This is a genomic window from Nocardioides imazamoxiresistens (genome assembly GCF_032378595.1).
In the GTDB taxonomy this organism is placed as follows: domain Bacteria; phylum Actinomycetota; class Actinomycetes; order Propionibacteriales; family Nocardioidaceae; genus Nocardioides; species Nocardioides imazamoxiresistens.
In genome coordinates this window covers 153,465-175,864 of record NZ_JAVYII010000006.1, presented here as the reverse complement: position 1 = coordinate 175,864, position 22,400 = coordinate 153,465, and the positions used below count along the sequence as shown (strand labels likewise).

Annotated in this window: 30 protein-coding genes and 1 pseudogene; 6 read left to right on the top strand and 25 right to left on the bottom strand. The window is 71.5% G+C overall.

Annotated elements, in window-relative coordinates; genetic code table 11:
* Positions 1 to 10: 10 nt before the first annotated feature.
* The 18 genes from rplR to rpsJ form a co-directional block, all read right to left on the bottom strand.
* Entirely contained in the window at positions 11 to 394 is a 384-nt protein-coding gene (gene rplR / locus RDV89_RS14650) for a 50S ribosomal protein L18 (RefSeq protein WP_315733984.1), read from the bottom strand.
* A gap of 2 nt (positions 395 to 396) precedes the next feature.
* Positions 397 to 936 (bottom strand): 50S ribosomal protein L6, encoded by a 540-nt coding sequence (gene rplF / locus RDV89_RS14645; RefSeq protein WP_315733983.1) that lies wholly within the window; start codon positions 934 to 936, stop codon positions 397 to 399.
* A 28-nt stretch (positions 937 to 964) separates the two neighbouring features.
* Positions 965 to 1,387, bottom strand: coding sequence for a 30S ribosomal protein S8 (rpsH, locus tag RDV89_RS14640; RefSeq protein ID WP_315733981.1), 423 nt, complete (start codon positions 1,385 to 1,387; stop codon positions 965 to 967).
* 108 nt (positions 1,388 to 1,495) lie between these two features.
* The gene (locus tag RDV89_RS14635) at positions 1,496 to 1,681 is read right to left on the bottom strand and encodes a type Z 30S ribosomal protein S14 (protein WP_010831721.1); all 186 of its coding nucleotides are present in this window, start codon (positions 1,679 to 1,681) and stop codon (positions 1,496 to 1,498) included.
* Between the two features lies 1 nt (position 1,682).
* On the bottom strand, positions 1,683 to 2,252 hold the full coding sequence (gene rplE, locus RDV89_RS14630; RefSeq protein ID WP_315733975.1) for a 50S ribosomal protein L5: 570 nt from the start codon (positions 2,250 to 2,252) through the stop codon (positions 1,683 to 1,685).
* 1 nt (position 2,253) lies between these two features.
* A complete protein-coding gene (rplX, locus tag RDV89_RS14625; protein WP_315733973.1) occupies positions 2,254 to 2,607 on the bottom strand; it encodes a 50S ribosomal protein L24 in 354 nt (117 codons plus the stop codon).
* A 3-nt stretch (positions 2,608 to 2,610) separates the two neighbouring features.
* Positions 2,611 to 2,979 (bottom strand): 50S ribosomal protein L14, encoded by a 369-nt coding sequence (gene rplN / locus RDV89_RS14620; protein ID WP_011757324.1) that lies wholly within the window; start codon positions 2,977 to 2,979, stop codon positions 2,611 to 2,613.
* A gap of 94 nt (positions 2,980 to 3,073) precedes the next feature.
* Positions 3,074 to 3,355: a 30S ribosomal protein S17 gene (gene rpsQ, locus RDV89_RS14615; RefSeq protein ID WP_315733957.1), complete on the bottom strand. Its 282-nt coding sequence runs from the start codon at positions 3,353 to 3,355 to the stop codon at positions 3,074 to 3,076.
* On the bottom strand, positions 3,352 to 3,603 hold the full coding sequence (rpmC, locus tag RDV89_RS14610; protein WP_315733955.1) for a 50S ribosomal protein L29: 252 nt from the start codon (positions 3,601 to 3,603) through the stop codon (positions 3,352 to 3,354). The genes rpsQ and rpmC overlap by 4 nt, the downstream gene beginning before the upstream one ends.
* Positions 3,603 to 4,022, bottom strand: coding sequence for a 50S ribosomal protein L16 (rplP, locus tag RDV89_RS14605; protein ID WP_315733953.1), 420 nt, complete (start codon positions 4,020 to 4,022; stop codon positions 3,603 to 3,605). Before rplP ends, rpmC begins: the two co-directional genes overlap by 1 nt.
* 5 nt (positions 4,023 to 4,027) lie before the next feature.
* A complete protein-coding gene (rpsC, locus tag RDV89_RS14600) occupies positions 4,028 to 4,864 on the bottom strand; it encodes a 30S ribosomal protein S3 (RefSeq protein ID WP_315733951.1) in 837 nt (278 codons plus the stop codon).
* Positions 4,864 to 5,295 carry a 50S ribosomal protein L22 gene (gene rplV, locus RDV89_RS14595; RefSeq protein ID WP_315733950.1) on the bottom strand — a complete coding sequence of 144 codons (432 nt, stop codon included), beginning with the start codon at positions 5,293 to 5,295 and terminating at the stop codon, positions 4,864 to 4,866. Before rplV ends, rpsC begins: the two co-directional genes overlap by 1 nt.
* A complete protein-coding gene (rpsS, locus tag RDV89_RS14590) occupies positions 5,292 to 5,573 on the bottom strand; it encodes a 30S ribosomal protein S19 (RefSeq protein ID WP_315733948.1) in 282 nt (93 codons plus the stop codon). The genes rplV and rpsS overlap by 4 nt, the downstream gene beginning before the upstream one ends.
* 30 nt (positions 5,574 to 5,603) lie before the next feature.
* On the bottom strand, positions 5,604 to 6,437 hold the full coding sequence (gene rplB / locus RDV89_RS14585) for a 50S ribosomal protein L2 (RefSeq protein WP_315733946.1): 834 nt from the start codon (positions 6,435 to 6,437) through the stop codon (positions 5,604 to 5,606).
* A 28-nt stretch (positions 6,438 to 6,465) separates the two neighbouring features.
* A complete protein-coding gene (gene rplW, locus RDV89_RS14580; protein ID WP_315733944.1) occupies positions 6,466 to 6,771 on the bottom strand; it encodes a 50S ribosomal protein L23 in 306 nt (101 codons plus the stop codon).
* Complete coding sequence (gene rplD, locus RDV89_RS14575) at positions 6,768 to 7,391, bottom strand: 50S ribosomal protein L4 (protein WP_315733943.1); 624 nt, start codon at positions 7,389 to 7,391, stop codon at positions 6,768 to 6,770. The genes rplW and rplD overlap by 4 nt, the downstream gene beginning before the upstream one ends.
* On the bottom strand, positions 7,388 to 8,050 hold the full coding sequence (gene rplC, locus RDV89_RS14570; RefSeq protein WP_315733941.1) for a 50S ribosomal protein L3: 663 nt from the start codon (positions 8,048 to 8,050) through the stop codon (positions 7,388 to 7,390). The genes rplD and rplC overlap by 4 nt, the downstream gene beginning before the upstream one ends.
* A 28-nt stretch (positions 8,051 to 8,078) precedes the next feature.
* A complete protein-coding gene (rpsJ, locus tag RDV89_RS14565; RefSeq protein ID WP_008360994.1) occupies positions 8,079 to 8,387 on the bottom strand; it encodes a 30S ribosomal protein S10 in 309 nt (102 codons plus the stop codon).
* A gap of 487 nt (positions 8,388 to 8,874) precedes the next feature.
* Between rpsJ and RDV89_RS14560 the strand changes: the two genes are divergently transcribed.
* Genes RDV89_RS14560 through RDV89_RS14540 form a run of 5 tightly spaced genes read left to right on the top strand, consistent with a single transcriptional unit; the run spans position 8,875 to position 14,057 of the window.
* A complete protein-coding gene (locus tag RDV89_RS14560) occupies positions 8,875 to 9,960 on the top strand; it encodes a hypothetical protein (protein ID WP_315733909.1) in 1,086 nt (361 codons plus the stop codon).
* On the top strand, positions 9,957 to 10,565 hold the full coding sequence (locus RDV89_RS14555) for a DUF4129 domain-containing protein (protein WP_315733907.1): 609 nt from the start codon (positions 9,957 to 9,959) through the stop codon (positions 10,563 to 10,565). The genes RDV89_RS14560 and RDV89_RS14555 overlap by 4 nt, the downstream gene beginning before the upstream one ends.
* Entirely contained in the window at positions 10,562 to 11,734 is a 1,173-nt protein-coding gene (locus tag RDV89_RS14550) for a DUF4350 domain-containing protein (RefSeq protein ID WP_315733905.1), read from the top strand. Before RDV89_RS14555 ends, RDV89_RS14550 begins: the two co-directional genes overlap by 4 nt.
* Complete coding sequence (locus tag RDV89_RS14545) at positions 11,731 to 12,771, top strand: AAA family ATPase (RefSeq protein WP_315733903.1); 1,041 nt, start codon at positions 11,731 to 11,733, stop codon at positions 12,769 to 12,771. Before RDV89_RS14550 ends, RDV89_RS14545 begins: the two co-directional genes overlap by 4 nt.
* Positions 12,768 to 14,057 (top strand): DUF58 domain-containing protein, encoded by a 1,290-nt coding sequence (locus RDV89_RS14540; RefSeq protein WP_315733901.1) that lies wholly within the window; start codon positions 12,768 to 12,770, stop codon positions 14,055 to 14,057. Before RDV89_RS14545 ends, RDV89_RS14540 begins: the two co-directional genes overlap by 4 nt.
* 15 nt (positions 14,058 to 14,072) lie before the next feature.
* On the opposite strand, the gene RDV89_RS14535 is transcribed toward RDV89_RS14540, so the two are convergent.
* On the bottom strand, positions 14,073 to 15,068 hold the full coding sequence (locus tag RDV89_RS14535; RefSeq protein ID WP_315733899.1) for a stage II sporulation protein M: 996 nt from the start codon (positions 15,066 to 15,068) through the stop codon (positions 14,073 to 14,075).
* A gap of 24 nt (positions 15,069 to 15,092) precedes the next feature.
* On the opposite strand from RDV89_RS14535, the gene RDV89_RS14530 reads away from it, so the two are divergent.
* Entirely contained in the window at positions 15,093 to 16,016 is a 924-nt protein-coding gene (locus tag RDV89_RS14530; protein WP_315733897.1) for an RDD family protein, read from the top strand.
* 99 nt (positions 16,017 to 16,115) lie between these two features.
* Here the strand turns inward: RDV89_RS14530 and RDV89_RS14525 are convergent, their stop codons facing one another.
* From RDV89_RS14525 to RDV89_RS14500, 6 genes and pseudogenes are all read right to left on the bottom strand, one after another.
* Positions 16,116 to 17,312 carry a S8 family peptidase gene (locus RDV89_RS14525; RefSeq protein ID WP_315733895.1) on the bottom strand — a complete coding sequence of 399 codons (1,197 nt, stop codon included), beginning with the start codon at positions 17,310 to 17,312 and terminating at the stop codon, positions 16,116 to 16,118.
* 179 nt (positions 17,313 to 17,491) lie between these two features.
* Positions 17,492 to 18,235, bottom strand: a complete 744-nt coding sequence (trmB, locus tag RDV89_RS14520) for a tRNA (guanosine(46)-N7)-methyltransferase TrmB (RefSeq protein ID WP_315733893.1) — start codon at positions 18,233 to 18,235, stop codon at positions 17,492 to 17,494.
* Positions 18,236 to 18,358: 123 nt separating this feature from the next.
* Positions 18,359 to 19,552 carry an elongation factor Tu gene (gene tuf, locus RDV89_RS14515; protein ID WP_315733891.1) on the bottom strand — a complete coding sequence of 398 codons (1,194 nt, stop codon included), beginning with the start codon at positions 19,550 to 19,552 and terminating at the stop codon, positions 18,359 to 18,361.
* Positions 19,553 to 19,633: 81 nt separating this feature from the next.
* Positions 19,634 to 21,697 carry an elongation factor G gene (gene fusA / locus RDV89_RS14510; RefSeq protein WP_438823290.1) on the bottom strand — a complete coding sequence of 688 codons (2,064 nt, stop codon included), beginning with the start codon at positions 21,695 to 21,697 and terminating at the stop codon, positions 19,634 to 19,636.
* A 143-nt stretch (positions 21,698 to 21,840) separates the two neighbouring features.
* Positions 21,841 to 22,311 (bottom strand): 30S ribosomal protein S7, encoded by a 471-nt coding sequence (gene rpsG / locus RDV89_RS14505; protein ID WP_315733888.1) that lies wholly within the window; start codon positions 22,309 to 22,311, stop codon positions 21,841 to 21,843.
* A pseudogene (locus RDV89_RS14500) lies at positions 22,311 to 22,400 on the bottom strand (30S ribosomal protein S12); the annotation flags it as partial. The pseudogene RDV89_RS14500 and the gene rpsG, both read right to left, overlap by 1 nt.

Sequence of the window (22,400 nt, the reverse complement as noted above, 5' to 3'; positions counted from 1 at the left end):
GTCTTCGCGATCAGAAGGTCAGGCCACCCTCGCGGGCACCGTCCGCGAGGGCCGCGACGCGACCGTGGTACTTGTTGCCGGCGCGGTCGAAGACGACCGCGTCGACACCGTTCGACTTGGCGCGCTCGGCGACGAGCTCGCCGACCCGCTTCGCCTTGGCCGTCTTGTCGCCCTCGAGGGAGCGCAGCTCCGCCTCGAGCGAGGACGCCGAGACGAGGGTCTTGCCGACCACGTCGTCCACGACCTGCACGGTGATGTGCTTCGCGCTGCGGGTGACGACCAGCCGCGGACGCTCCGCCGTGCCGGCGACGCGCTTGCGACCCCGGACCTGGCGGCGCAGACGGGACTTGACCCGCGCGGCGGTGTGCTTGTTGTGCTTCAGCGAGATGGCCATCGTCACTTACCAGCCTTTCCGACCTTGCGGCGGACCTGCTCGCCGGCGTAACGGACACCCTTGCCCTTGTAGGGCTCGGGCTTGCGGAGCTTGCGGATCTTCGCGGCGGTCTCACCGACCAGCTGCTTGTCGATCCCCTGCACGCCCAGCTTCGTGGGGCCCTCGACCGTGAACGTGATGCCCTCGGGGGCGTCGAACGTGATCGAGTGGCTGTAGCCGAGCTGGAACTCGAGCTGCGTCGGGCCCTTGCTGAGCACGCGGTAGCCGACGCCGACGATCTCGAGCTTCTTCTCGTAGCCGTCGGTCACGCCGGTCACCATGTTGGCGACCAGGGTCCGGGTCAGGCCGTGGAGCGAGCGGCTCTCACGCTCGTCGTCCGGACGCTTGACCTCCAGGACACCGTCCGACTTCTCGACGGTGATCGGGGCGGCCACGTTGTGGGTCAGGGTGCCCTTGGGGCCCTTGACCGTCACCAGCTGGGCGTCGATCGCGACGTCCACACCCGACGGTACCGTGATGGGGAGCTTGCCAATGCGCGACATGCTTCGTCTCTCCTCTCTCGGTCTCTCGTCACCAGACGTAGGCGAGGACTTCCCCACCCACGCCCTTCTGGTTCGCCTGGCGGTCGGTCAGCAGGCCCTGGCTCGTCGAGATGATCGCGACGCCCAGGCCGCCGAGGACGCGCGGCAGGTTGGTGTGCTTGGCGTAGACCCGCAGGCCCGGCTTGCTGATCCGGCGGACGCCGGCGATCGAACGCTCGCGGTTGCGGCCGTACTTCAGCGTGACCGTGAGGGTCTTGCCGACGGCGGGCTCGCCCGTCTTCGGGTCGACGTTGTCCGCGACCTCGAAGGAGGTCACGTAGCCCTCCTGCTTGAGGATCTCGGCCAGGCCCGCCTTGATCTTGCTGTACGGCATCTCCACGGAGTCGTGGTACGCCTGGTTGGCGTTGCGCAGACGCGTGAGCATGTCTGCGATCGGGTCAGTCATCGTCATGGCCACAAGGCCTTTCTCCACCGTGGTTTCGCACCGCGTGCGCGGGGCGACCTACAGCGACTCGTGCTTGAACAGAGGTGGGAGCGAGTGGTGCGCCGGAGGCGCAGGTCACCAGCTGGACTTGGTCACGCCGGGCAGCTCGCCCCGGTGCGCCATCTCGCGCAGGCAGATCCGGCACAGGCCGAACTTCCGGTAGACGGCCTTGGGCCGGCCGCAGCGCTGGCAGCGCGTGTAGCCGCGGACCGCGAACTTGGGCTTGCGGGCGGCCTTGACCTTCAGCGACGTCTTCGCCATGTCAGTTCTCCTTGAAGGGGAAGCCGAGCTGCTTCAGCAGCGCGCGACCCTGCTCGTCGTTCGTCGCGGTCGTGACGACCGTGATGTCCATGCCGCGCGAGCGGTCGACCTTGTCCTGGTCGATCTCGTGGAACATGACCTGCTCGGTCAGACCGAAGGTGTAGTTGCCCCGGCCGTCGAACTGCTTCGGCGAGAGGCCGCGGAAGTCGCGGATGCGCGGGAGCGCGAGCGACAGCAGACGGTCCAGGAACTCCCACATCCGGTCGCCGCGCAGCGTGACGTGCGCGCCGATCGGCATGCCCTCGCGCAGCTTGAACTGCGCGATGGACTTGCGGGCCTTCGTGACCTGCGGCTTCTGGCCGGTGATCGCGGTGAGGTCGCGGATCGCGCCCTCGATCAGCTTCGAGTCGCGAGCGGCCTCGCCGACACCCATGTTGACCACGATCTTGGTCAGGCCGGGCACCTGCATGACGTTGGCGATCTCGAACTCGCTCTTGAGCGCGGGGAGGATCTCCTCGCGGTAGCGCGCCTTCAGGCGCGGCTTCGGAACCTCAACGGTGGTCTCGGTCATCTCAGATCTCCTCGCCGGTCGTGCGCGAGACGCGGACGCTGCGCTGCGCGGCGTACTCCGAGCCGTCGGCCCGGCGCTTCGTCACCTCGACGCGCTTGAAGCCCACGCGGGTCACGCCGTCACCGTCGACCAGCATCACGTTCGAGACGTGGATCGGGGCCTCGGTCGTGATGATGCCGCCGGTGGCGTCGCCGCCCTGCGGCGCGGCCTTGGTGTGCTTCTTGACGCGGTTGACACCCTCGACGATCACGCGCTCCTCCTCGCGGAGGACGCGGATGACCTTGCCCTGGGCACCCTTGTCCTTGCCGGCGATCACCTTGACGGTGTCGCCCTTCTTGATCTTCAGCTTCGCCATGGTTCAGAGCACCTCCGGCGCCAGCGAGATGATCTTCATGAACTTCTTCTCGCGCAGCTCGCGGCCCACGGGGCCGAAGATGCGCGTGCCACGGGGCTCGCCGTCGTTCTTGAGGATCACCGCTGCGTTCTCGTCGAAGCGGATGTACGAGCCGTCCGGGCGGCGGCGCTCCTTGACGGTGCGCACGACGACGGCCTTGACGACGTCACCCTTCTTGACGTTGCCGCCGGGGATCGCGTCCTTGACGGTGGCGACGATGACGTCGCCGATTCCGGCGTAGCGCCGACCCGAGCCGCCGAGCACACGGATGCAGAGGATCTCCTTGGCACCCGTGTTGTCGGCGACCTTGAGTCGCGACTCCTGCTGGATCATCTTCTCTCCTGGTTGTCGTGCCGGTTCTCCCGCTCACGCGGAGAGGGAGCCTGGCCGAACTGGTGGGGTTCTGGTTTCGCCGGGAGGCGAGAGGTCACTTGGCCTTCTCGAGGATCTCCACGACGCGCCAGCGCTTGGTGGCGGACAGCGGGCGGGTCTCCATGATGAGGACCCGGTCGCCGGTGCCGCACGCGTTGGGCTCGTCGTGAGCCTTGAGCTTGCTCGTGCGACGCAGGACCTTGCCGTAGAGGGCGTGCTTCACACGGTCCTCGACGGCGACCACGACGGTCTTGTCCATCTTGTCGCTGACGACGATGCCCTCGCGCACCTTGCGAGCGCCACGCGCGGGCGCGGTGTTCTCGGTCTCGGTGCTCATGCGGCGCCGTCCTTCGTGATCTCGTCGTTGTCCGGAGCCGTGCGGATCCCGAGCTCACGCTCGCGCAGCACGGTGTAGATCCGGGCGATGTCCTTCTTGACCGTCCGCAGACGGCTGTTGTTCTCGAGCTGGCCGGTCGCCGCCTGGAAGCGGAGGTTGAACAGCTCCTCCTTCGCCTCACGCAGCTTCTCGGTGAGCTCGCTGCCGTTGAGCTCCTCGAGCTCGTAGGCCTTGCTGACCTTCGCCATCAGAATTCACCTGCCTCGCGGGTCACGAAGCGGCACTTCATCGGGAGCTTGTGCATCGCGCGACGCATGGCCTCGCGAGCGACCTCCTCAGAAACACCGGAGAGCTCGAACATGACACGGCCGGCCTTCACGTTGGCGACCCACCACTCGGGCGAGCCCTTGCCGGAACCCATGCGGGTCTCGGCCGGCTTCTTGGTGAGCGGGCGGTCGGGGTAGATGTTGATCCACACCTTGCCGCCACGCTTGATGTGACGGGTCATCGCGATACGCGCCGACTCGATCTGGCGGTTGGTCACGTAGTGACCCTCGACCGCCTGGATACCGAAGTCGCCGAAGTTCAGCGACGTCCCGCCCTTGGCAACACCCCGACGCTTCGGGTGGTGCTGCTTGCGGTGCTTGACACGACGGGGCATCAGCATGGGATTCAGCCCTCCGTAGCTGCCGGCGCGGCAGCGGTCTCGGCGGGAGCCGAGGCCGGAGCCTCGGTGCCCTCGGCGGCGGCGTTGTCGCGGCCCGAGCGCGTCGGACGGTCGCCGCGCGAGCCACGGCCCGGACGGTCCCCACCACGCGACGGACGGCCGCCACGGCCGGGCGCACCGGCACGGGCCGCAGCCTGCGCCTCACGCTCGGCGCGGGTGCCCGCGACCTCGCCCTTGTAGATCCAGACCTTCACGCCGATGCGGCCGAAGGTCGTGCGCGCCTCGTAGAAGCCGTAGTCGATGTCGGCCCGCAGCGTGTGCAGCGGGACGCGACCCTCGCGGTAGAACTCGGTGCGCGACATCTCGGCGCCGTTGAGGCGGCCGGAGCACTGGATCCGGATGCCCTTGGCACCGGAACGCATCGAGGTCTGGATGGCCTTCTTCATCGCGCGACGGAACTGCACGCGACCGCTGAGCTGCTCGGCGACGCCCTGGGCGACCAGCTGCGCGTCGATCTCGGGGTTCTTGACCTCGAGGATGTTCAGCTGCACCTGCTTGCCCGTGAGCTTCTCGAGCTCGCCGCGGATGCGGTCGGCCTCGGCGCCACGGCGGCCGATGACGATGCCCGGACGCGCGGTGTGGATGTCCACGCGGACGCGGTCGCGGGTGCGCTCGATCTCGACCTTGGAGATGCCGGCGCGCTCCATGCCCTTGCTGAGCAGCTTGCGGATCGCGACGTCCTCGCCGACGTACGACTTGTAGAGCTTGTCGGCGTACCAACGGCTCCGGTGGTCGGTCGAGACGCCGAGGCGGAAGCCGTTCGGGTTGATCTTCTGACCCATCAGGCAGACCGTCCCTTCTTCTTCGTGCCGGCCACCGCGTCAGCGGGCTGAACGGCGAGGGTGATGTGGCTCGTGCGCTTGTTGATGCGCGTGGCCCGACCCTGGGCACGCGGACGCCAACGCTTCATCGTCGGACCCTCGTCGACGAGGGCGACCGAGATGACCAGGTCGGCGGCCTTGAGGCCCTCCGTGGTCTCGGCGTTCGCGACGGCCGAGGCCAGGACCTTGGCCACGGTCTCCGAGGCGGCCTGGGGCGCGAAGGCCAGGACGGCCTGCGCCTCGGCGACCGGGAGGCCACGGACCAGGTCGACGACCCGGCGCGCCTTCAGCGGCGTGATGCGGACGAAACGGGCGCTGGCGAAGGCACCCGGCTGGTCGCCGAGGATCGTGTCCCGGCGGGCGCTGGTGCGCCGACGCTCGGTGGTGCTCATCGACGACGCCCCTTCCGGTCTTCCTTGACGTGCCCGCGGTAGGTGCGGGTCGGGGCGAACTCGCCCAGCTTGTGGCCGACCATCGAGTCGGTCACGAACACAGGGACGTGCTTGCGCCCGTCGTGCACGGCGATCGTGTGACCGATCATGTCCGGCACGATCATCGAGCGGCGCGACCACGTCTTGATGACGTTGTGGGTGCCCTTCTCGTTCTCGACGTCCACCTTCTTCTGAAGGTGGTCGTCGACGAAGGGGCCCTTCTTCAGGCTGCGAGGCATCTCGTTACTTCCCTATCGACTTGTCCGCGCTCAGCGCTTCTTGCCGGACTTGCGGCGACGGATGATCTGGGCGTCGCTGGCCTTGCGCTTGCGCGTGCGGCCCTCGGGCTTGCCCCAGGGCGAGACCGGGTGGCGACCACCGGAGGTCTTGCCCTCACCACCACCGTGCGGGTGGTCGACCGGGTTCATGACGACACCACGGACGGTCGGGCGCTTGCCCTTCCAGCGCATGCGGCCGGCCTTGCCCCAGTTGATGTTCGACTGCTCGGCGTTGCCGACCTCGCCGACCGTGGCGCGGCAGCGCACGTCGACGAAGCGCATCTCGCCGGAGGGCAGGCGCAGCGTGGCGCGCGAACCCTCCTTGGCGACGAGCTGGGCCGAGTTGCCGGCCGAGCGCGCGATCTTCGCACCGCCGCCGGGGCGGAGCTCGATGCAGTGGATCGTCGTGCCGACGGGGATGTTGCGCAGGGGCAGGTTGTTGCCGGTCTTGATGTCCGAGTTCGGACCCGACTCGACGACGATGCCCTGCGTGAGGCCCTTGGGCGCCACGATGTAGCGCTTCTCGCCGTCCAGGTAGTGGAGCAGCGCGATGCGCGCGGTGCGGTTGGGGTCGTACTCGATGTGAGCGACCTTCGCCGGCACGCCGTCCTTGTCGTAGCGACGGAAGTCGATGATGCGGTACGCACGCTTGTGACCGCCGCCCTGGTGCCGGGTGGTGATCCGGCCCTGGTTGTTGCGGCCGCCCTTCTTGGGCAGCGGGCGCGTCAGCGACTTCTCCGGCGTGGTGCGGGTGACCTCGACGAAGTCGGCGACCGAGGCGCCACGACGACCGGGCGTGGTCGGCTTGTACTTACGGATAGCCATAGTCAGTCCTTGTCTCGGGAGGGTCCGGTCAGGAGACCGGGCCTCCGAAGATGTCGATGGAGTCACCCTCGGCGAGGCTCACGATCGCGCGCTTGGTGCTCTTGCGCTTGCCGATGCCGTACCGCGTGCGACGCGTCTTGCCCGGGCGGTTCAGGGTGTTGACCGAGGTCACCTTCACGCCGAAGACCTTCTGGACCGCGATCTTGATCTCGGTCTTGTTCGCGTCCGGGTGCACGAGGAACGTGTACTTGTTCGCGTCGAGCAGGCCGTAGCTCTTCTCGGAGACGACCGGCGCGAGCAGGATGTCGCGCGGGTCCTTGTTCAGGGCGCTCACTTCGACTCCTCCTTGGTGCCGGCCGTGCGGGCGACGAACAGGTCGTACGCCTCGGCCGTGAAGACGACGTCGTCGGAGACGATGACGTCGTAGGTGTTGAGCTGGTCCTCCGCCACGATGTGCACGGCGGGCAGGTTGCGCAGGGACAGCCACGTGGTGGTGTCCTCGCGGCCGACGACGACGAGGATCCGGCGACGGTCGGAGAGCGACGCGAGCGCGGCCTTGGCGGCCTTGGTCGACGGCGCGTCGCCGGTGACGAGGCTCTCCACGACGTGGATGCGGCCGTTGGCGGCCCGGTCCGAGAGGGCACCGCGCAGGGCGGCGGCCTTCATCTTCTTGGGCGTGCGCTGGTCGTAGCTGCGCGGCGTCGGGCCGTGGACCGTGCCACCGCCGACGAACTGCGGCGCGCGGGTCGAGCCCTGGCGGGCGCGGCCGGTGCCCTTCTGCTTGTAGGGCTTGCGACCACCGCCGCGCACCTCCGCGCGCGTCTTGGTCGAGTGCGTCCCCTGGCGGGCCGCGGCCTGCTGGGCCACGACGACCTGGTGGATCAGCGGGACGTTGACCTCGACGCCGAACACCTCGGCGGGGAAGTCGACGGCGACCTTCTTGACGTCGCTCACTTGCTGGCCTCCTTCTTGGCGGCCGAGCGGAGCACGACGACGCTGCCCTTGGGGCCGGGGACGGCACCCTTGAGGAGGACGAGGCCCTTCTCGGCGTCCACGGCGTGGACCGTGACGTTCTGCGTGGTGACGGTGGCGCCACCCATGCGACCGGCCATCCGCGTGCCCTTGAAGACACGACCCGGCGTGGCGCAGGCGCCGATGGAGCCGGGCTTGCGGTGGTTGCGGTGCGCACCGTGCGAAGCGCCCACGCCGGAGAAGCCGTGACGCTTCATGGTTCCGGCGAAGCCCTTGCCCTTGCTGGTGCCCGTCACGTCGATCTCGTCGCCCGCGGCGAAGACGTCGGCCACGGCGAGCTCCTGGCCCGGCGTGTAGGTGCCGGCGTCGGCCGTGCGGATCTCGACGACGTGGCGGCGCGGCGTCACGCCGGCCTTCGCGAACTGGCCGGCCTGCGGCTTCGTGACCTTGCGGGCCTCGATCTCGCCGAATCCGACCTGGATCGCGTTGTAGCCGTCGACGTCCGGGGTGCGGACGCCCGCGACGACGTTGGTCGCGGCGGCGATCACGGTCACGGGGACGATGCGGTTGTTCTCGTCCCAGGTCTGGGTCATGCCGAGCTTCGTGCCCAGCAGGCCCTTGACGTTGCGTTCGATGGTCATGGCTCTGTTGTCTCCGTCCTGCCCGAACTCAGAGCTTGATCTCGATGTCGACACCGGCAGGCAGGTCGAGCCGCATGAGCGAGTCCACCGTCTTCGGGGTCGGGTCGATGATGTCGATGAGACGCTTGTGGGTACGCATCTCGAAGTGCTCGCGGCTGTCCTTGTACTTGTGGGGCGAGCGGATGACGCAGTAGACGTTCTTCTCCGTCGGCAGCGGCACAGGGCCGGCGACCTTCGCGCCCGTACGGGTGACCGTGTCCACGATCTTGCGCGCCGAGGTGTCGATGACCTCGTGGTCGTAGGCCTTGAGCCTGATGCGGATCTTCTGTCCCGCCATAGGTCTCTCTCGTCCTTCTCGTTCGTACCCGTGGCCGGGCACCGCGTGCTGTCGTCTCACGACGCCGCCCCGGGTGGGGCCTCGCCGCCGGCTGCTCCGACCTCCGCCACCTCCGACCCACGCGGTCGGGCGTGTCGCGGACTCCGGACGCATCTCTGCGCGGAGCGCGACAGGACCGGGGTCCTGCGGTGACGTTGTTCGGTACCCGACCGGTTCGTCGGGATGGATCGGGCCTCCTGCGCGGCGGGGAACCAGCCACGACCACTGCACGCAGACCGGGCCGAGACGGCCCGGAGGGAGACGCGATTCAGAGATCAAGGTGGTGCCACGCCCCGGCGACCCGCCGGAGCAACCTGGACATCTTGGCAGACGTGCACCGGCGACGCCAAATCGGGTCCGGCCACGTTCCGGGCCCCGCCCCTAGTAGGGTGCGGGCGACCGCTGGGAGCCGGCCCCGACCGCTCCCCCACCGAGTGACGGGGGCTCGATGTCGCGTTCCGCGCCCGACGTGCCGCCCGCGCCGGGCGCAGCAGTGGGCCCCACCCGAGCACCCTCACCGTACGCCCGCGAGCTCGCGGCCCTCACGGGGCTCACGCCCGAGGCGGCGGAGCACGCGGGCGCGCTGCACGAACGGCGGCTCCTCCACCACCAGCCGGGGCCCGTCCCGTTGCGCCCCCTCGCGCTCGGGGACGTCCTCGACATCGCCTTCGCCGTCCTGCGGCGCAACCCGGTCGCCACCCTCGGCGCGGCGCTGGTCGTGAGCGCCGCGGCCGTCCTGGTCCCCGTCCTCGTCGCCCTGCTCGGCGGCTGGGGAACGGACGCGCTGACCTCCTCGGCCCCCGACGCCGCGTTGGCGCAGCTGATGGAGTCGGGCGTGGTCCTGGTCGGCAACGCGGCGCTCGGGGCCGTGGGCGGCACGCTGCTCGGCGGTCTGCTCGCCCACGTCGTGCACGCGGCCGCCGTCGGGCAGCTGATCACGCTCGACGAGGCCTGGCGACGCACCCGCGGCCGGCGCTGGGCCATGCTGGGGGCCGCCGTCGTCCTGGGACTGGCCGTGCTGGTCGGGCTCGGGGCCTACGTCGCGCTGTTCTGGGCCGTGACGCTCGGCGGCTCGGTCGGTCTCACCCTGCTGTTCGGACTGGTCACCGTGCCGCTCGTCGTCGCCCTGCTCGTCTGGGCCTCGGTGCGCGTGGGCCTGCTGACGGTGACCGTGGTGGCCCTCGAGCGCCTCGGCGTCGCTCGGGCGCTGGCCCGGTCGGCCCGGCTGACCCGACGCAGCTTCTGGCGCCTGTTCGGCATCCTCGCGCTGACCAGCCTCGGCGCCACCGTCGCGACGTACCTGCTGGCCGTCCCGCTGGTGGTCGTGGCCGAGGTCGCCCCGTCGGTGGCCGGCGGGGTCGGCACCTACCTCGCCGCAGGGGCGTACGCGCTCGCCACCGTGGTGCCCTCCGCCATCGCGACCGCCTACGTCACCTGCGTCGGCGCGGTGCTCTACCTCGACCTGCGCATGCGCACGGAAGGCTACGACGTGGCGCTGCGCTCGGGCCTGGACGCGGCCGGGGCTGCGCGGTGAGGGCCGAACCGCCGCTCGAGCCCACCCCGGGCGAGGCGCGCGAGCTGCTGCGCGAGGAGCTCGACCACCCGGCGTACACCGAGAGCGACCTCCTCGAGCGCATCCGCTCGTGGCTCGCCGACCTCTTCGAGGCGGGCGCCGAGCCCGCCTCGCAGGCCTCCCAGCTTCAGACGGTCCTCTCGATGGTCGCGCTCGTGCTCGGCGTCGTAGCGATCCTGTGGCTGCTGACGCGCCTGCGTCGCGACGGGTCGCCGGCTGCGGGCCGTCGCACGCTCTTCGGCGAGGAGGTCGTCCCGGCCGTCGAGCTGCGCCGTCGCGCGGAGCAGGCGCTGGCCGAGGGCCGCCACGAGGCGGCCGTGGTCGACGGCTACCGCGCGCTCGCCCTGCGCCAGATCGAGGGCGACCAGATCGACGACCTGCCGGGCAGCACCGCGCGCGAGGTCGCGGTCCAGCTCGCCGAGGCGTACGGCGACCGCGCGCGCGACCTGCACGGCGTCGCCCAGCTGTTCGACGCGGTGCTCTACGGCCACCGCGGCGCCAGCCGGGAGCAGGCCGAGCAGGTCCTGCGGCTCGACGACGGCCTGCCGGGCGGGGTGCGGCGATGACGGCCACCGACGTCACGACCACCACCGACGTCCCCGACCGCACCGACGGTCGGCCCGCGCGGCCCCGTCGTCGGCTCGTCGTGGTCGCGACGCTCGGGCTCGCCGTGGTCGTCCTGCTGGTCGGGGCGCTCCTCCTCACTCCCGCCGAGGGCGGCCAGGGCCGCCTCGATCCCGACGACGCGACCCCCGAGGGCGGTCGGGCCCTGGCGCGCGTGCTGGCCGACCAGGGCGTCGAGGTGGTCGTGGCCCGCGACGCCGCGGCGCTGGACGCCGCCGACGTGGACGAGGGCACCGTCGTGCTCGTCAGCGGCGTGGACGCTCTCGGCCCCGACGGCGCCCGGGGCCTGCGGCGAGCGGGCGCCGCCCGGGTGCTGGTGGACGCTGCGCGCCTCGGCGCCGGCGACCTCTTCGGCGTCGACGACGGCGGCGTCAGCTTCCCCGACGGCCCCGTCGCGGCGGGCTGCTCCGCCGGCCCCGGCGCGGACCTCGCCGGGCTGGAGGTCGAGATCGACTCCGGCCGCGGGTTCCGGCGGGTCGACGGGTGCTTCGGGACCGAGGCCGGTGACCTGCTGGCCGTCGACGGCGACGTCGTGCTGCTGGGCATGTCCGACGCCCTCACCAACGGCCAGGTGCTGCGGGCGGACAACGCCGCGGTGGCGCTGCGGCTGCTGGGCGCCGAGGACCGCCTCGTCTGGTACGTCCCCGACGCCGCCGACCTCCAGGGCACCGACGACCAGGTCGGGCTCGAGGCGTTCCTGCCGCCCTGGCTCGGCCCCACGGTCGCGCTGACGGTCGTCGTGCTGCTCGCGACCGCCTGGTGGCGCGGGCGCCGCTTCGGCCCCCTGGCCGTCGAGCCGATGCCCGTGGTCGTCCGGGCCACCGAGACCACGGCGAGCCGGGGACGGCTCTACCACCGCAGCCACGACCGCGCCCACGCGGCGCACGCGCTGCGCGAGGCCACCCGGGCCCGCGTGGCCTCCCACCTCGCCCACCCGCGGGGCACGCCGACGCACGTGCTCGTCGGCGAGGTCGCCGCGCGCACCGGGTGGCCCGCCGCGACCGTCGGTGCCCTGATCGACCCCCAGTACCGCGTTCCGGCCGACGACGCCGGCCTGATGGCCTTCGCCCAGCAGCTCACCGACCTGGAGAGAGAGGTTCGCCGCAGATGAGCGAGACCCCCGACCACCCGTCCGTCCCGACGAGCGGTCCCGCCGTGCCCGCCGGTGGTCCCGCAGCGCCGGCAGGCGCTCGCGGGGATGCCGACGTGCGCGGCCGGCTCGACGCCGTGCGCCGCGAGGTGGCCAAGACCGTCGTCGGGCAGGACGCCGCCGTGTCCGGGTTGATCGTGGCGCTGCTGTGCGGCGGGCACGTGCTGATGGAGGGCGTGCCGGGCGTCGCCAAGACCCTGCTCGTGCGCACGCTGGCCGGCGCGCTCGACGTCGACACGCGCCGGGTGCAGTTCACCCCCGACCTGATGCCCGGCGACATCACCGGCTCCATGGTGATCGACAGCTCGGGCGGCGAGCTCGTCTTCCGCGAGGGCCCGGTCTTCACGAACCTCCTCCTCGCCGACGAGATCAACCGGACGCCCCCGAAGACGCAGTCGGCGCTGCTGGAGGCCATGGAGGAGGGACAGGTCTCGGTCGACGGCGTCTCGCGCCGGCTGCCGACCCCGTTCCTGGTGGCGGCCACCCAGAACCCGGTGGAGTACGAGGGCACCTACCCGCTCCCGGAGGCGCAGCTCGACCGCTTCCTGCTCAAGGTGGTCCTGCCCGTGCCCGACCGCGGCGCCGAGGTCGAGGTGCTGCGACGTCACGCCGGGGGCTTCGACCCGCGCGACGTGGCCGGCGCCGGGGTGCGGGCCGCGGCCGGACCGGACGACGTCGTCGCGGCGCAGGCTGCCGTGCGTACCGTCGCGGTGGCCGAGGAGGTCCTGGGCTACGTCGTCGACATCGCCCGCGCGACGCGCCAGTCCCCCTCGCTCGAGCTGGGTGTCAGCCCCCGCGGCGCCACCGCGCTCCTGCGCACCGCGCGCGCGTGGGCGTGGCTCCAGGGCCGCGACTTCGTGACCCCCGACGACGTGAAGGCGCTGGCCCACGCGACCCTGGCGCACCGCCTCGCCCTGCGGCCGGAGGCCGAGCTCGAGGGCGTCCAGGTCGGCCAGGTCCTCGCGACCGCGATCGGGTCGGTCCCGGTGCCCCGGTGACCCTCACCGGCCGCGTCCCCCTCCTCCTCGCCGTCGGCGTGGTGCCGCTCGTGCTGCGCCCGGGGCTCGACACCCTGTGGGCGTGGGTGGCGGTGGTGGCGGCGCTCGTGGTCGTCGACGTGGTCCTCGCTCCCCCGCCGGCCTCGCTGGAGGTCGCTCGCACCGCGACCGCGGGCGTACGCCTCGGCCAGGCCACCAGCACGCTGCTCGTCGTGCGGGCCGGCCGCCGCAGGGTCCGGGGCGCGCTGCGCGACGCCTGGCAGCCCAGCGCCGGCGCCGACGGCAACCGCCACGCGCTCGACCTGCCCGCCGGCGGGCGGGTCCGGCTGCGCACGGCCCTGCACCCGGTACGCCGGGGGGACCTGCGCGCGGTGGGCGTCACGGTGCGTACGCGCGGGCCGCTCGGCCTCGGGCTGCGCCAGCAGACCCGCACCGTCGACGGTCACGTGCGGGTCCTCCCGCCCTTCACCTCGCGCAAGCACCTGCCCAGCCGCCTGGCCCGGCTGCGCGAGCTCGACGGGCGCTCGGCGCTGCGGGTGCGTGGTCAGGGCACGGAGTTCGACTCCCTGCGCGAGTACGTGCGCGGCGACGACGTCCGCTCCATCGACTGGCGCGCCAGCTCGCGCACCCGCAAGGTGGTCGTGCGGACGTGGCAGCCCGAGCGGGACCGCCGGATCGTGATCGTCCTCGACACCTCGCGCACCTCTGCGGGCCGCGTCGCCGGCGTCCCCCGGCTCGACGCCGCGATGGACGCGGCGCTGCTGCTCGCCGCGCTGGCGGCCCGGGCGGGCGACCGGGTCGACTTCCTCGCCGGCGACCGCGTCGTGCGGCGGCGGGTCCGCACCACCGGCGGCACCCAGGTGGCCCACACGCTCTCGGAGGCGATGTCCGAGCTCGGGCCCGTGCTCGCGGAGGCGGACTGGCGCTCCCTGGCCGGCGCGGTGCAGCAGCTCGGCCGCCGCCGGGCGCTGGTGGTGCTGCTGACCCCGCTGGAGCCCGCCGCCCTCGAGGAGGGGCTGCTGCCCGTGCTGCCCGTCCTCACGCGGCACCACCGCGTGGTCGTCGCCTCCGTGCGCGACCCGGCGCTGACGGCGCTCGCGGCCGACCGCACCGATCTCGCCGCGGTGTACGGCGCCGTCGCCGCCGAGCAGACCTCGGCGCGCCGTCAGGCGACCTCCGACCTGCTCGTCGCGCTCGGGGCCGACGTCGTCGACACCGACGCGGAGCGGCTGCCGCCGGCGCTCGCCGACCACTACCTCGCGCTGAAGGCCCGCGGGCTGCTCTGAGGCGCCGGTCCGCGCTCAGGCCGCGGTCGCGAGCGTGTCGCCCCGCAGGTCGCGCGCCACGTCGCCGTCGTGGCCCTCGGCGACGGCGCGGCGGCCGAGCACGAAGACGTACGCCATGAACGCCAGCCAGGCCACGGCACCGATGCCGATGCGCACCGCGGTCGGCAGGGGCGACGGGGTCACCACGGCCTCGAGGAACCCGGAGACGAGCAGGACGACCACCATGCCGAGGGCGACCGTCATGGCGGTCCGCCCCTCCCGGGCCATCGACTGCCCGCGGGTCAGGCCTCCGGGCTCGATCCACGACCAGAACAACCGCAGCCCCACTCCTCCGGCGACGAACACCGCCGTCAGCTCGAGCATCCCGTGCGGCAGGATCAGGCCCCAGAAGTCACCGGCGTACCCGTGCCGGGTCATCAGCGCGCAGGCGAACGCCACCGCGAGCACGTTGTTGACCAGCAGCGCCACCACCGGGACCCCGAGCACCCCGAACGCCAGGCACAGCGCCGCGACCCAGGAGTTGTTGAGCCACACGCGGCTCCCGAAGCTCGTGGCGGCGTACTCGCTGTAGTAGCCGGCGAAGTCCTCCTCCACGTACTGCTGCACCATCGCGGGGTCGGTGAGCGCGTCCTCGACCTGGGGGTTGGCCAACAGCCACAACACGGCCACCGCGAAGAGCGCGGCGCACAGCACCAGGGTCGTGCCCCACCACCAGCGCAGCCGGTAGAGGGCCGCCGGGAAGCGGTGGGTGAAGAAAGTGGCCACGGCGCCCCACGTGGTGGTGCGCGTGCCGGACGCGCGGTTGCGCGCGCGCAGCAGGACCGTCGAGAGGAACGCGACCACCTCGGCGTCGGGCGCCGCGGAGCGGACCACGCTCAGCTGCGTGCCGACGCGGTCGTAGAGCTCCATCATCTCGTCGACGTCGGCGCCCGACAGCTTCCGGGCGCGCGTGAGCTGGTCGAGCCGGTGCCACTCCCGCGCGTGGGTCACGGCGTACGCGTCGAGGTCCACGCGCTCAGCCTATGCTGAGCGGCGATGACCGTGACCCCGTCCCGCACCGGCGATCCCCGTCCGGGACCCCGCCCCGACCTGCGACCCGGCCTCCGCCCGGGGGTCCGGCCCTGGCCGCGCAGCTCCCGGGTGGGCGATCCCGGCGACCTGGCCTCGGTCGGCTCGGACGACGTCGTCAGCGCCGACGCCGTCGCCCTCGAGGTGCCGCCCGCCGGCGTCGGGGTGCGGGCGCTGTCCGCGCTGCTCGACGTCCTGACCGTCCTCGTCGTGACGCTGGTGCTCTACATGGTGCTCAGCATCGCGACGCTGAGCACCGACCCGGCGCTGCTCGCGGCCGCTGGCATCCTGGCGACCGTGCTGGGTCTCGTGGCCTACCCGACGGCGATCGAGACCCTGACCCGCGGGCAGTCGGTCGGGCGGCTCGCGATGGGGTTGCGCGTCGTGCGCGACGACGGCGGGCCGGTCTCGTTCCAGCACGCGCTGACCCGAGCGTTGGTCGGTGTCGTGGAGATCTTCACCTTCTTCGGGGGCCCGGCCTTCCTGACCGCGCTGGTCAACCCGCGCGGCAAGCGTCTCGGTGACCTCGCGGCGGGCACCTACGTGGTGCGCGACCGCGCCCGGCTGGCGCTCCCCCTGCCACCCTCCATGCCCCCCGAGCTCGCGGCCTGGGCCGCGACGGCCGACCTCGCGCCTCCCCCGCCGCACCTGACGCTCTCCGTGCGCCAGTTCCTCGCCCGGGCGCACACCTTCGAGCCCCGCGCCCGGCACCTGCTCGCCCTGCGGCTGGCCGACCGGCTGACCGCGTACGTCGCACCGTTGCCGCCCCCGGGCACCCCGCCCGAGCGGTTCTGCTGCGCCGTCCTCGCCGCGCGCCGCGAGCGCGACCTGGGCCGCCTGCACGCCGAGGAGCAGAACCGGTTGCGGCTGCTGCGGCGCCGGGTTCGCTGACCTGCCGCGACGCTCCTCGACGGTCGCCGCACGCGACAGCGCCGCCGTCCGCACCCGAGACGGGCGGACGGCGGCGCCGTGGGAGCCGTGAGCCGAGGCTCAGGGAGTGTGCAGCAGCAGGTTCGGGGAACCGGCCGGGTCCGCGATCGCGTCCGGCGTCGCCGCCGAGAGCAGCGCGTCCGTCACCGCAGCCGGGCTGGCCGACGGCGAGGTCTCCAGGTACAGCGCCGCCGCGCCCGCCACGTGCGGCGAGGCCATCGACGTGCCCGAGATCGTGTCCGTGCCCCCGTCGAGCCACGCCGAGGTGATGTCCTCGCCGGGCGCGATGATGTCGACGCAGTCACCGAAGTTCGAGAAGTACGCCAGGTCGTCGGTGTCGTTGCTCGCCGCCACCGTGATGGCCGAGTCCGCACGCGCCGGGGAGCTCCCGCACGCGTCCGACGACTCGTTGCCCGCAGCCACCGCCGTGGTCACGCCCGCACCGGTCAGGCGGTCGATCGCCTCGTCGGTCGCCAGGTCGGCCGGGCCGCCCAGGCTCAGGTTCGCCACGCTCGCGCCCGACGCGTTCTCCGCGACCCAGTCGATGCCGGCGATCACGCCCGAGTTCGACCCCGAACCGGAGCAGTCCAGCACCCGCACCGCGACCAGGTCCACGTCCTTCGCGACGCCGTAGGTCTCGCCGCCCACCGTGCCCGCCACGTGCGTGCCGTGGCCCTGGCAGTCCTCCGTGCCGTTGCCGTCGCCGATCGCGTCGTAGCCCGACGACACCCGGCCGCCGAACTCCGGGTGCGACGACTCGATGCCCGTGTCGATCACGTACGCCGTCACCCCCGCGCCCGTCTGGTCGTAGGTGTAGGAGCCGTCCAGGGGCAAGGAGACCTGGTCGATCCGGTCGAGGCCCCACGTCGCACCCGTCTGGGTGTCGGTGGCGGCGAGCTCGGCCACGGTGACGACCCCGTCCTGCTGGACGAACGCCACGTTCGGGTCGTTGCGGACCTCGGCCAGCTCCGCGGTGGTGAGGTCGGCCGCGTAGCCGCCCAGGGCGTCGTAGGTCTCCACCACGTCGCCGGTCGACTGCGAGCTGCGGACGTCGGCGGAGGACGTTCCGTCCTCGAAGAACACGACGTAGCGGCCGGCGACGGCGTCGCCCTCGGCGGTGTAGAGCGGCGCGACGTCGTCGACGCCGGTCGCCGCGGTGGCGGCTCCTGCGCCGGAGACCACGGCCAGTGCGCCGGCGGCTCCGGTGGCGGTCGCCGCCAGCACTCCGGTCAGCGTGGTGCGCTTGGGGTTGCGCATGTGTCCTCGTTCCTCCCTGCGGCCGCACGGCGCGGCCGTCGTTCGGCACCGTCCCGAGACGGACAGTGAGCGGCTCTCGAGCGTGCCGCCGTCGATGACACTAGGCAGCGCGCGAGGTGCCTGAGAAGGGTGCGAGGACCTTCCACATTTGACGTTGGGCGCCGCACGGCGCCGGCGGGTCAGCGACGCACGTAGCGCAGGTCGGTGATGACGCGGTCGACGGCGACTCCCTTGCGCTCGAACTTCGTCACGGGGCGCTCGGCCCAGCGCTCCACCGCTCCTCCGTCGAGGGCGGGCTCGGCGTCGAGCACCTCCTGCATCTGCTCGGCGTACTCCGCCCAGTCCGTCGCGAGCCGCCACGTGCCCCCGGGCCGCAGCCGGGACGCCACGAGCGCCGCGTGGGGCGGGGTCACCAGACGACGCTTGTGGTGGCGCTTCTTGGGCCACGGGTCCGGGAAGAACGTCCAGACCTCCGCCAGCGAGCCGGGCGCGACCCGGTGCTCGAGGAACCACACCGCGTCCACGCTGCAGAACCGCACGTTCCGCGCACCGGCGGCGGCGACGAGGCCGAGCGCGTGCGCGACGCCCGGACGCCACACCTCGAGGCCGAGGACGTCGTACGTCGGACGCGCGGCCGCCAGCGCCGCCGTGGCCTCCCCGATGCCCGGACCGATCTCGACGACGAGGCCGTCGCGCTCAGCGTCCGTGCGACCGAACCAGGCGTCGAGGGAGAAGTCGTCGGCGTCCACGTCGGCGTCGGGGATCACCCAGCCCTCGTGGTGGGCGTCCCAGGACTCCTGCTGGCTGGGGGTGAACCGGCTGCCGCGACGCGAGTACGTCAGCACCTCCCGCACGCGCCGACCGTCCGGCGTCGTCTTGAGGTGGGGCCGCGCGGGCGGCAGGTGGGGCTCGGGGCCGGTCATGGGGTCCTTCCGGGCGGGTCGACGAGGTGCGTACGCACGGCGAAGGCCCCGCTCCCTGACGGGAGCGGGGCCTCGCTGTCGTGCAGGTGCCGTCAGCCGACGGCGGTGATCACAGCGACAGGGTCACTTGGTGATCTTGGTGACGCGGCCGGCGCCGACCGTGCGGCCACCCTCGCGGATGGCGAAGCGCAGACCCTCGTCCATCGCGATGGGCTGGATGAGCTCGACCGACATCTCGGTGTTGTCACCCGGCATGACCATCTCGGTGCCCTCGGGCAGCGTCACGACGCCCGTCACGTCCGTGGTGCGGAAGTAGAACTGCGGGCGGTAGTTGTTGAAGAACGGCGTGTGACGGCCGCCCTCCTCCTTGGAGAGGATGTAGACCGACGCGTCGAAGTTCGTGTGCGGGGTCGTCGTGCCCGGCTTGATCACGACCATGCCGCGCTCGATGTCCTCGCGCTTCGTGCCGCGGAGGAGCAGACCGACGTTCTCGCCCGCCTGGCCCTCGTCGAGCAGCTTGCGGAACATCTCGACGCCCGTGACCGTCGACTTCTGCGCCTTCTCGCGGATGCCGATGATCTCGACCTCCTCGTTCACCTTCACGATGCCCCGCTCGATACGGCCGGTGATGACCGTGCCGCGACCGGTGATCGTGAAGACGTCCTCGACGGGCATGAGGAACGGCTTGTCCGTCTCACGCTCAGGGGTCGGGATGTAGTCGTCGACCGCCTGCATGAGCTCGGCGATCGAGTCGCCCCACTTCGCGTCGCCCTGGAGCGCCGGGAAGGCCGCCACGCGCACGACCGGGATGTCGTCGCCCGGGAACTCGTACTCGGACAGCAGCTCGCGGACCTCCATCTCGACGAGCTCGATGAGCTCCTCGTCGTCCACCATGTCGCACTTGTTGAGCGCGACGACGAGCGCCGGGACGCCGACCTGGCGGGCGAGCAGCACGTGCTCACGCGTCTGGGGCATCGGGCCGTCGGTGGCCGCCACGACCAGGATCGCGCCGTCCATCTGCGCGGCACCCGTGATCATGTTCTTGATGTAGTCGGCGTGACCGGGGCAGTCGACGTGCGCGTAGTGGCGCGCCTCGGTCTGGTACTCGACGTGCGCGATCGAGATCGTGATGCCGCGCTGACGCTCCTCGGGAGCCTTGTCGATGTCCTCGAAGGCCGAGGCGGCGTTCAGGTCGGGGTGCTTGTCGTGCAGGACCTTGGTGATCGCAGCGGTCAGCGTCGTCTTGCCGTGGTCGATGTGACCGATGGTGCCGATGTTGACGTGCGGCTTGGTCCGCTCGAACTTCGCCTTAGCCACTGGGGGCTCCTCCTGGTGTGGTTGTTACTTGACTCGTGGGGGTGGTGCTGCGTACGTGCCGAGGATCGGGGGCGTCAGCCCTTACTCGCCCCGGACCTTCTTGATGATCTCGTCGGCGACGTTCTGGGGAACCTCGGCGTACGAGTCGAACTCCATCGAGTACGACGCCTGGCCGGAGGTCTTGGACCTCAGGTCGCCAACGTACCCGAACATCTCGGAGAGCGGGACGAGGGCCGCGACGACCATGTCGCCGTGGCGCTCCTCCTGCGTCTGGATCTGGCCACGACGCGAGTTGATGTCGCCGATGACGGTCCCGAGGAACGTGTCCGGGGTCGTCACCTCCACGGCGAACATCGGCTCGAGCAGGACCGGCTTCGCCTGGCGGCAGGCCTCCTTGAAGGCCTGGATGCCGGCGATCTTGAAGGCGAGCTCGGAGGAGTCGACGTCGTGGTAGGCGCCGTCCTCGAGCGAGACCTTCACGTCGACCATCGGGTAGCCGGCCAGGATGCCGAACTGCATGGCCTCCTGCGCACCCTGGTCGACCGACGGGATGTACTCGCGGGGCACGCGGCCGCCGCTGACGTTGTTCGCGAACTCGTAGCCCGCGCCCGTGCCCGTCTCCGGGTCGATGCTGGGCTCGATCGAGATGACGACCTTCGCGAACTGACCCGAACCACCGGTCTGCTTCTTGTGCGTGTAGCTGTGGTTCTCCACCTTGCGGCGGATGGTCTCGCGGTAGGCCACCTGCGGCTTGCCGACGGTCGCCTCGACGCGGAACTCGCGCTTCATGCGGTCGACGAGCACGTCCAGGTGGAGCTCGCCCATGCCGGCGATGATCGTCTGGCCGGTCTCCTCGTCCGTCTTGACGGTGAAGGTGGGGTCCTCCTCCGACAGACGCTGGATGGCGACGCCCAGCTTCTCCTGGTCGCTCTTCGTCTTGGGCTCGATCGCGACCTCGATCACCGGGGCCGGGAACGTCATCGACTCGAGGACGACCTGGTTGCCCGGGTCGGACAGGGTCTCGCCCGTGGTGGTGTCCTTGAGGCCCATCACGGCGACGATCTGGCCGGCGCCGACCGACGCGATCTCCTCACGCTTGTTCGCGTGCATCTGGTAGACCTTGCCGATCCGCTCCTTGCGGCCCTTGACCGAGTTGACCACGGTCGCGCCGGCCTCGAGCTTGCCCGAGTAGACGCGGACGAAGGTCAGCTTGCCGAGGTGCGGGTCGGAGGCGATCTTGAACGCCAGGCCGGCGAACGGCTCGGAGTCGGCCGGCTTGCGCGCGATGACCGTCTCCTCGTCGCCCGGCTTGTGGCCCTCGATGGCCTCGACGTCGAGCGGCGACGGCAGGTACTTCACGACCGCGTCGAGCAGGGGCTGCACGCCCTTGTTCTTGAAGGCCGTGCCGGTGAGCACCGGGTTGAGCTTGTCGGCGAGGGTGGCGCGACGGATCGCGGCCTCGAGCTCGTCGACGTTGAAGACGTCGCCCTCCTCGAGGTAGCGCTCCATGATGTCGTCGTCGGCCTCGGCCAGCGTCTCGACGAGCTTCTCGCGCCACTCGGCGGCCTGGTCGGCCAGCTCGGCGGGGATCTCCTCGACGGCGTAGTCCTCACCCATGGTCGTCTCGCCGCGCCAGGTCAGCGCGCGCATGCCGACCAGGTCGACGACGCCCAGGAAGTCCGACTCGGCGCCGATCGGGATCTGCAGCACGAGCGGGGTGGAGTTGAGGCGCTCGACGATCATGTCGACGCAGCGGAAGAAGTCCGCGCCGGTGCGGTCGAGCTTGTTGACGAAGCACATGCGGGGCACGGCGTACTTGTTCGCCTGTCGCCACACGGTCATCGACTGGGGCTCGACGCCCGCGACGCCGTCGAACACCGCGACCGCGCCGTCGAGGACGCGCAGCGAGCGCTCGACCTCGACGGTGAAGTCGACGTGCCCGGGGGTGTCGATGATGTTGATCTGGTGGTCCTTCCACCAGCAGGTCGTCGCGGCCGACGTGATCGTGATGCCGCGCTCCTGCTCCTGCTCCATCCAGTCCATCGTGGCGGCGCCGTCGTGGACCTCACCGATCTTGTAGCTGATGCCGGTGTAGAACAGGATCCGCTCGGTGGTGGTGGTCTTGCCGGCGTCGATGTGCGCCATGATGCCGATGTTGCGGACCTTGGTGAGGTCCGTGGTGATGTCGACAGCCACTGAAGTCAGTTCCTAACGAAGTGTGGGCTGGATGCGGGGGCGGTGGAGGACCGCTGCCGGCGCCCCGAACGGGTCGGGACGCCGGCGGGCGGTCACCAGCGGTAGTGCGCGAAGGCCTTGTTCGACTCGGCCATCTTGTGCGTGTCCTCGCGCTTCTTCACAGCGGCGCCGAGGCCGTTGCTCGCGTCGAGGATCTCGTTCATGAGGCGCTCGGACATCGTCTTCTCGCGACGGTCCTTCGCGTAGCCGACGAGCCAGCGCAGCGCCAGCGTCGTGCTGCGGTTCGGCTTGACCTCGATCGGCACCTGGTAGGTCGCACCGCCGACGCGGCGGGACTTGACCTCGATGGCCGGCTTCACGTTGTCGAGCGCACGCTTGAGCGTGACGACCGGGTCGGTGCCGGTCTTCTCGCGGCAGCCCTCGAGGGCCGAGTACACGATGCGCTGGGCGACCTGCTTCTTGCCGTCGACCAGCACCTTGCTCACCAGCTGCGAGACGAGCGGCGACCCGAAGACCGGGTCGACGTCGATCGGACGCTTCGGGGCGGGACCCTTGCGCGGCATCAGCCCTTCTCCTTCTTCGCGCCGTAGCGGCTGCGCGCCTGCTTGCGGTTCTTCACGGCCTGCGTGTCGAGCGCGCCACGGATGATCTT

Excerpts from the sequence above, each read along its gene's own strand:
- rplR (WP_315733984.1), bottom strand. The coding sequence starts at position 394 with ATGGCCATCTCGCTGAAGCACAACAAGCACACCGCCGCGCGGGTCAAG.
- rplF (WP_315733983.1), bottom strand. The coding sequence starts at position 936 with ATGTCGCGCATTGGCAAGCTCCCCATCACGGTACCGTCGGGTGTGGAC.
- rpsH (WP_315733981.1), bottom strand. The coding sequence starts at position 1,387 with ATGACGATGACTGACCCGATCGCAGACATGCTCACGCGTCTGCGCAAC.
- RDV89_RS14635 (WP_010831721.1), bottom strand. The coding sequence starts at position 1,681 with ATGGCGAAGACGTCGCTGAAGGTCAAGGCCGCCCGCAAGCCCAAGTTC.
- rplE (WP_315733975.1), bottom strand. The coding sequence starts at position 2,252 with ATGACCGAGACCACCGTTGAGGTTCCGAAGCCGCGCCTGAAGGCGCGC.
- rplX (WP_315733973.1), bottom strand. The coding sequence starts at position 2,607 with ATGGCGAAGCTGAAGATCAAGAAGGGCGACACCGTCAAGGTGATCGCC.
- rplN (WP_011757324.1), bottom strand. The coding sequence starts at position 2,979 with ATGATCCAGCAGGAGTCGCGACTCAAGGTCGCCGACAACACGGGTGCC.
- rpsQ (WP_315733957.1), bottom strand. The coding sequence starts at position 3,355 with ATGAGCACCGAGACCGAGAACACCGCGCCCGCGCGTGGCGCTCGCAAG.
- rpmC (WP_315733955.1), bottom strand. The coding sequence starts at position 3,603 with ATGGCGAAGGTCAGCAAGGCCTACGAGCTCGAGGAGCTCAACGGCAGC.
- rplP (WP_315733953.1), bottom strand. The coding sequence starts at position 4,022 with ATGCTGATGCCCCGTCGTGTCAAGCACCGCAAGCAGCACCACCCGAAG.
- rpsC (WP_315733951.1), bottom strand. The coding sequence starts at position 4,864 with ATGGGTCAGAAGATCAACCCGAACGGCTTCCGCCTCGGCGTCTCGACC.
- rplV (WP_315733950.1), bottom strand. The coding sequence starts at position 5,295 with ATGAGCACCACCGAGCGTCGGCGCACCAGCGCCCGCCGGGACACGATC.
- rpsS (WP_315733948.1), bottom strand. The coding sequence starts at position 5,573 with ATGCCTCGCAGCCTGAAGAAGGGCCCCTTCGTCGACGACCACCTTCAG.
- rplB (WP_315733946.1), bottom strand. The coding sequence starts at position 6,437 with ATGGCTATCCGTAAGTACAAGCCGACCACGCCCGGTCGTCGTGGCGCC.
- rplC (WP_315733941.1), bottom strand. The coding sequence starts at position 8,050 with ATGACCATCGAACGCAACGTCAAGGGCCTGCTGGGCACGAAGCTCGGC.
- rpsJ (WP_008360994.1), bottom strand. The coding sequence starts at position 8,387 with ATGGCGGGACAGAAGATCCGCATCAGGCTCAAGGCCTACGACCACGAG.
- RDV89_RS14560 (WP_315733909.1), top strand. The coding sequence starts at position 8,875 with ATGTCGCGTTCCGCGCCCGACGTGCCGCCCGCGCCGGGCGCAGCAGTG.
- RDV89_RS14550 (WP_315733905.1), top strand. The coding sequence starts at position 10,562 with ATGACGGCCACCGACGTCACGACCACCACCGACGTCCCCGACCGCACC.
- RDV89_RS14545 (WP_315733903.1), top strand. The coding sequence starts at position 11,731 with ATGAGCGAGACCCCCGACCACCCGTCCGTCCCGACGAGCGGTCCCGCC.
- RDV89_RS14530 (WP_315733897.1), top strand. The coding sequence starts at position 15,093 with ATGACCGTGACCCCGTCCCGCACCGGCGATCCCCGTCCGGGACCCCGC.
- RDV89_RS14525 (WP_315733895.1), bottom strand. The coding sequence starts at position 17,312 with ATGCGCAACCCCAAGCGCACCACGCTGACCGGAGTGCTGGCGGCGACC.
- trmB (WP_315733893.1), bottom strand. The coding sequence starts at position 18,235 with ATGACCGGCCCCGAGCCCCACCTGCCGCCCGCGCGGCCCCACCTCAAG.
- fusA (WP_438823290.1), bottom strand. The coding sequence starts at position 21,697 with ATGGCGCACATCGACGCCGGCAAGACCACCACCACCGAGCGGATCCTG.
- rpsG (WP_315733888.1), bottom strand. The coding sequence starts at position 22,311 with ATGCCGCGCAAGGGTCCCGCCCCGAAGCGTCCGATCGACGTCGACCCG.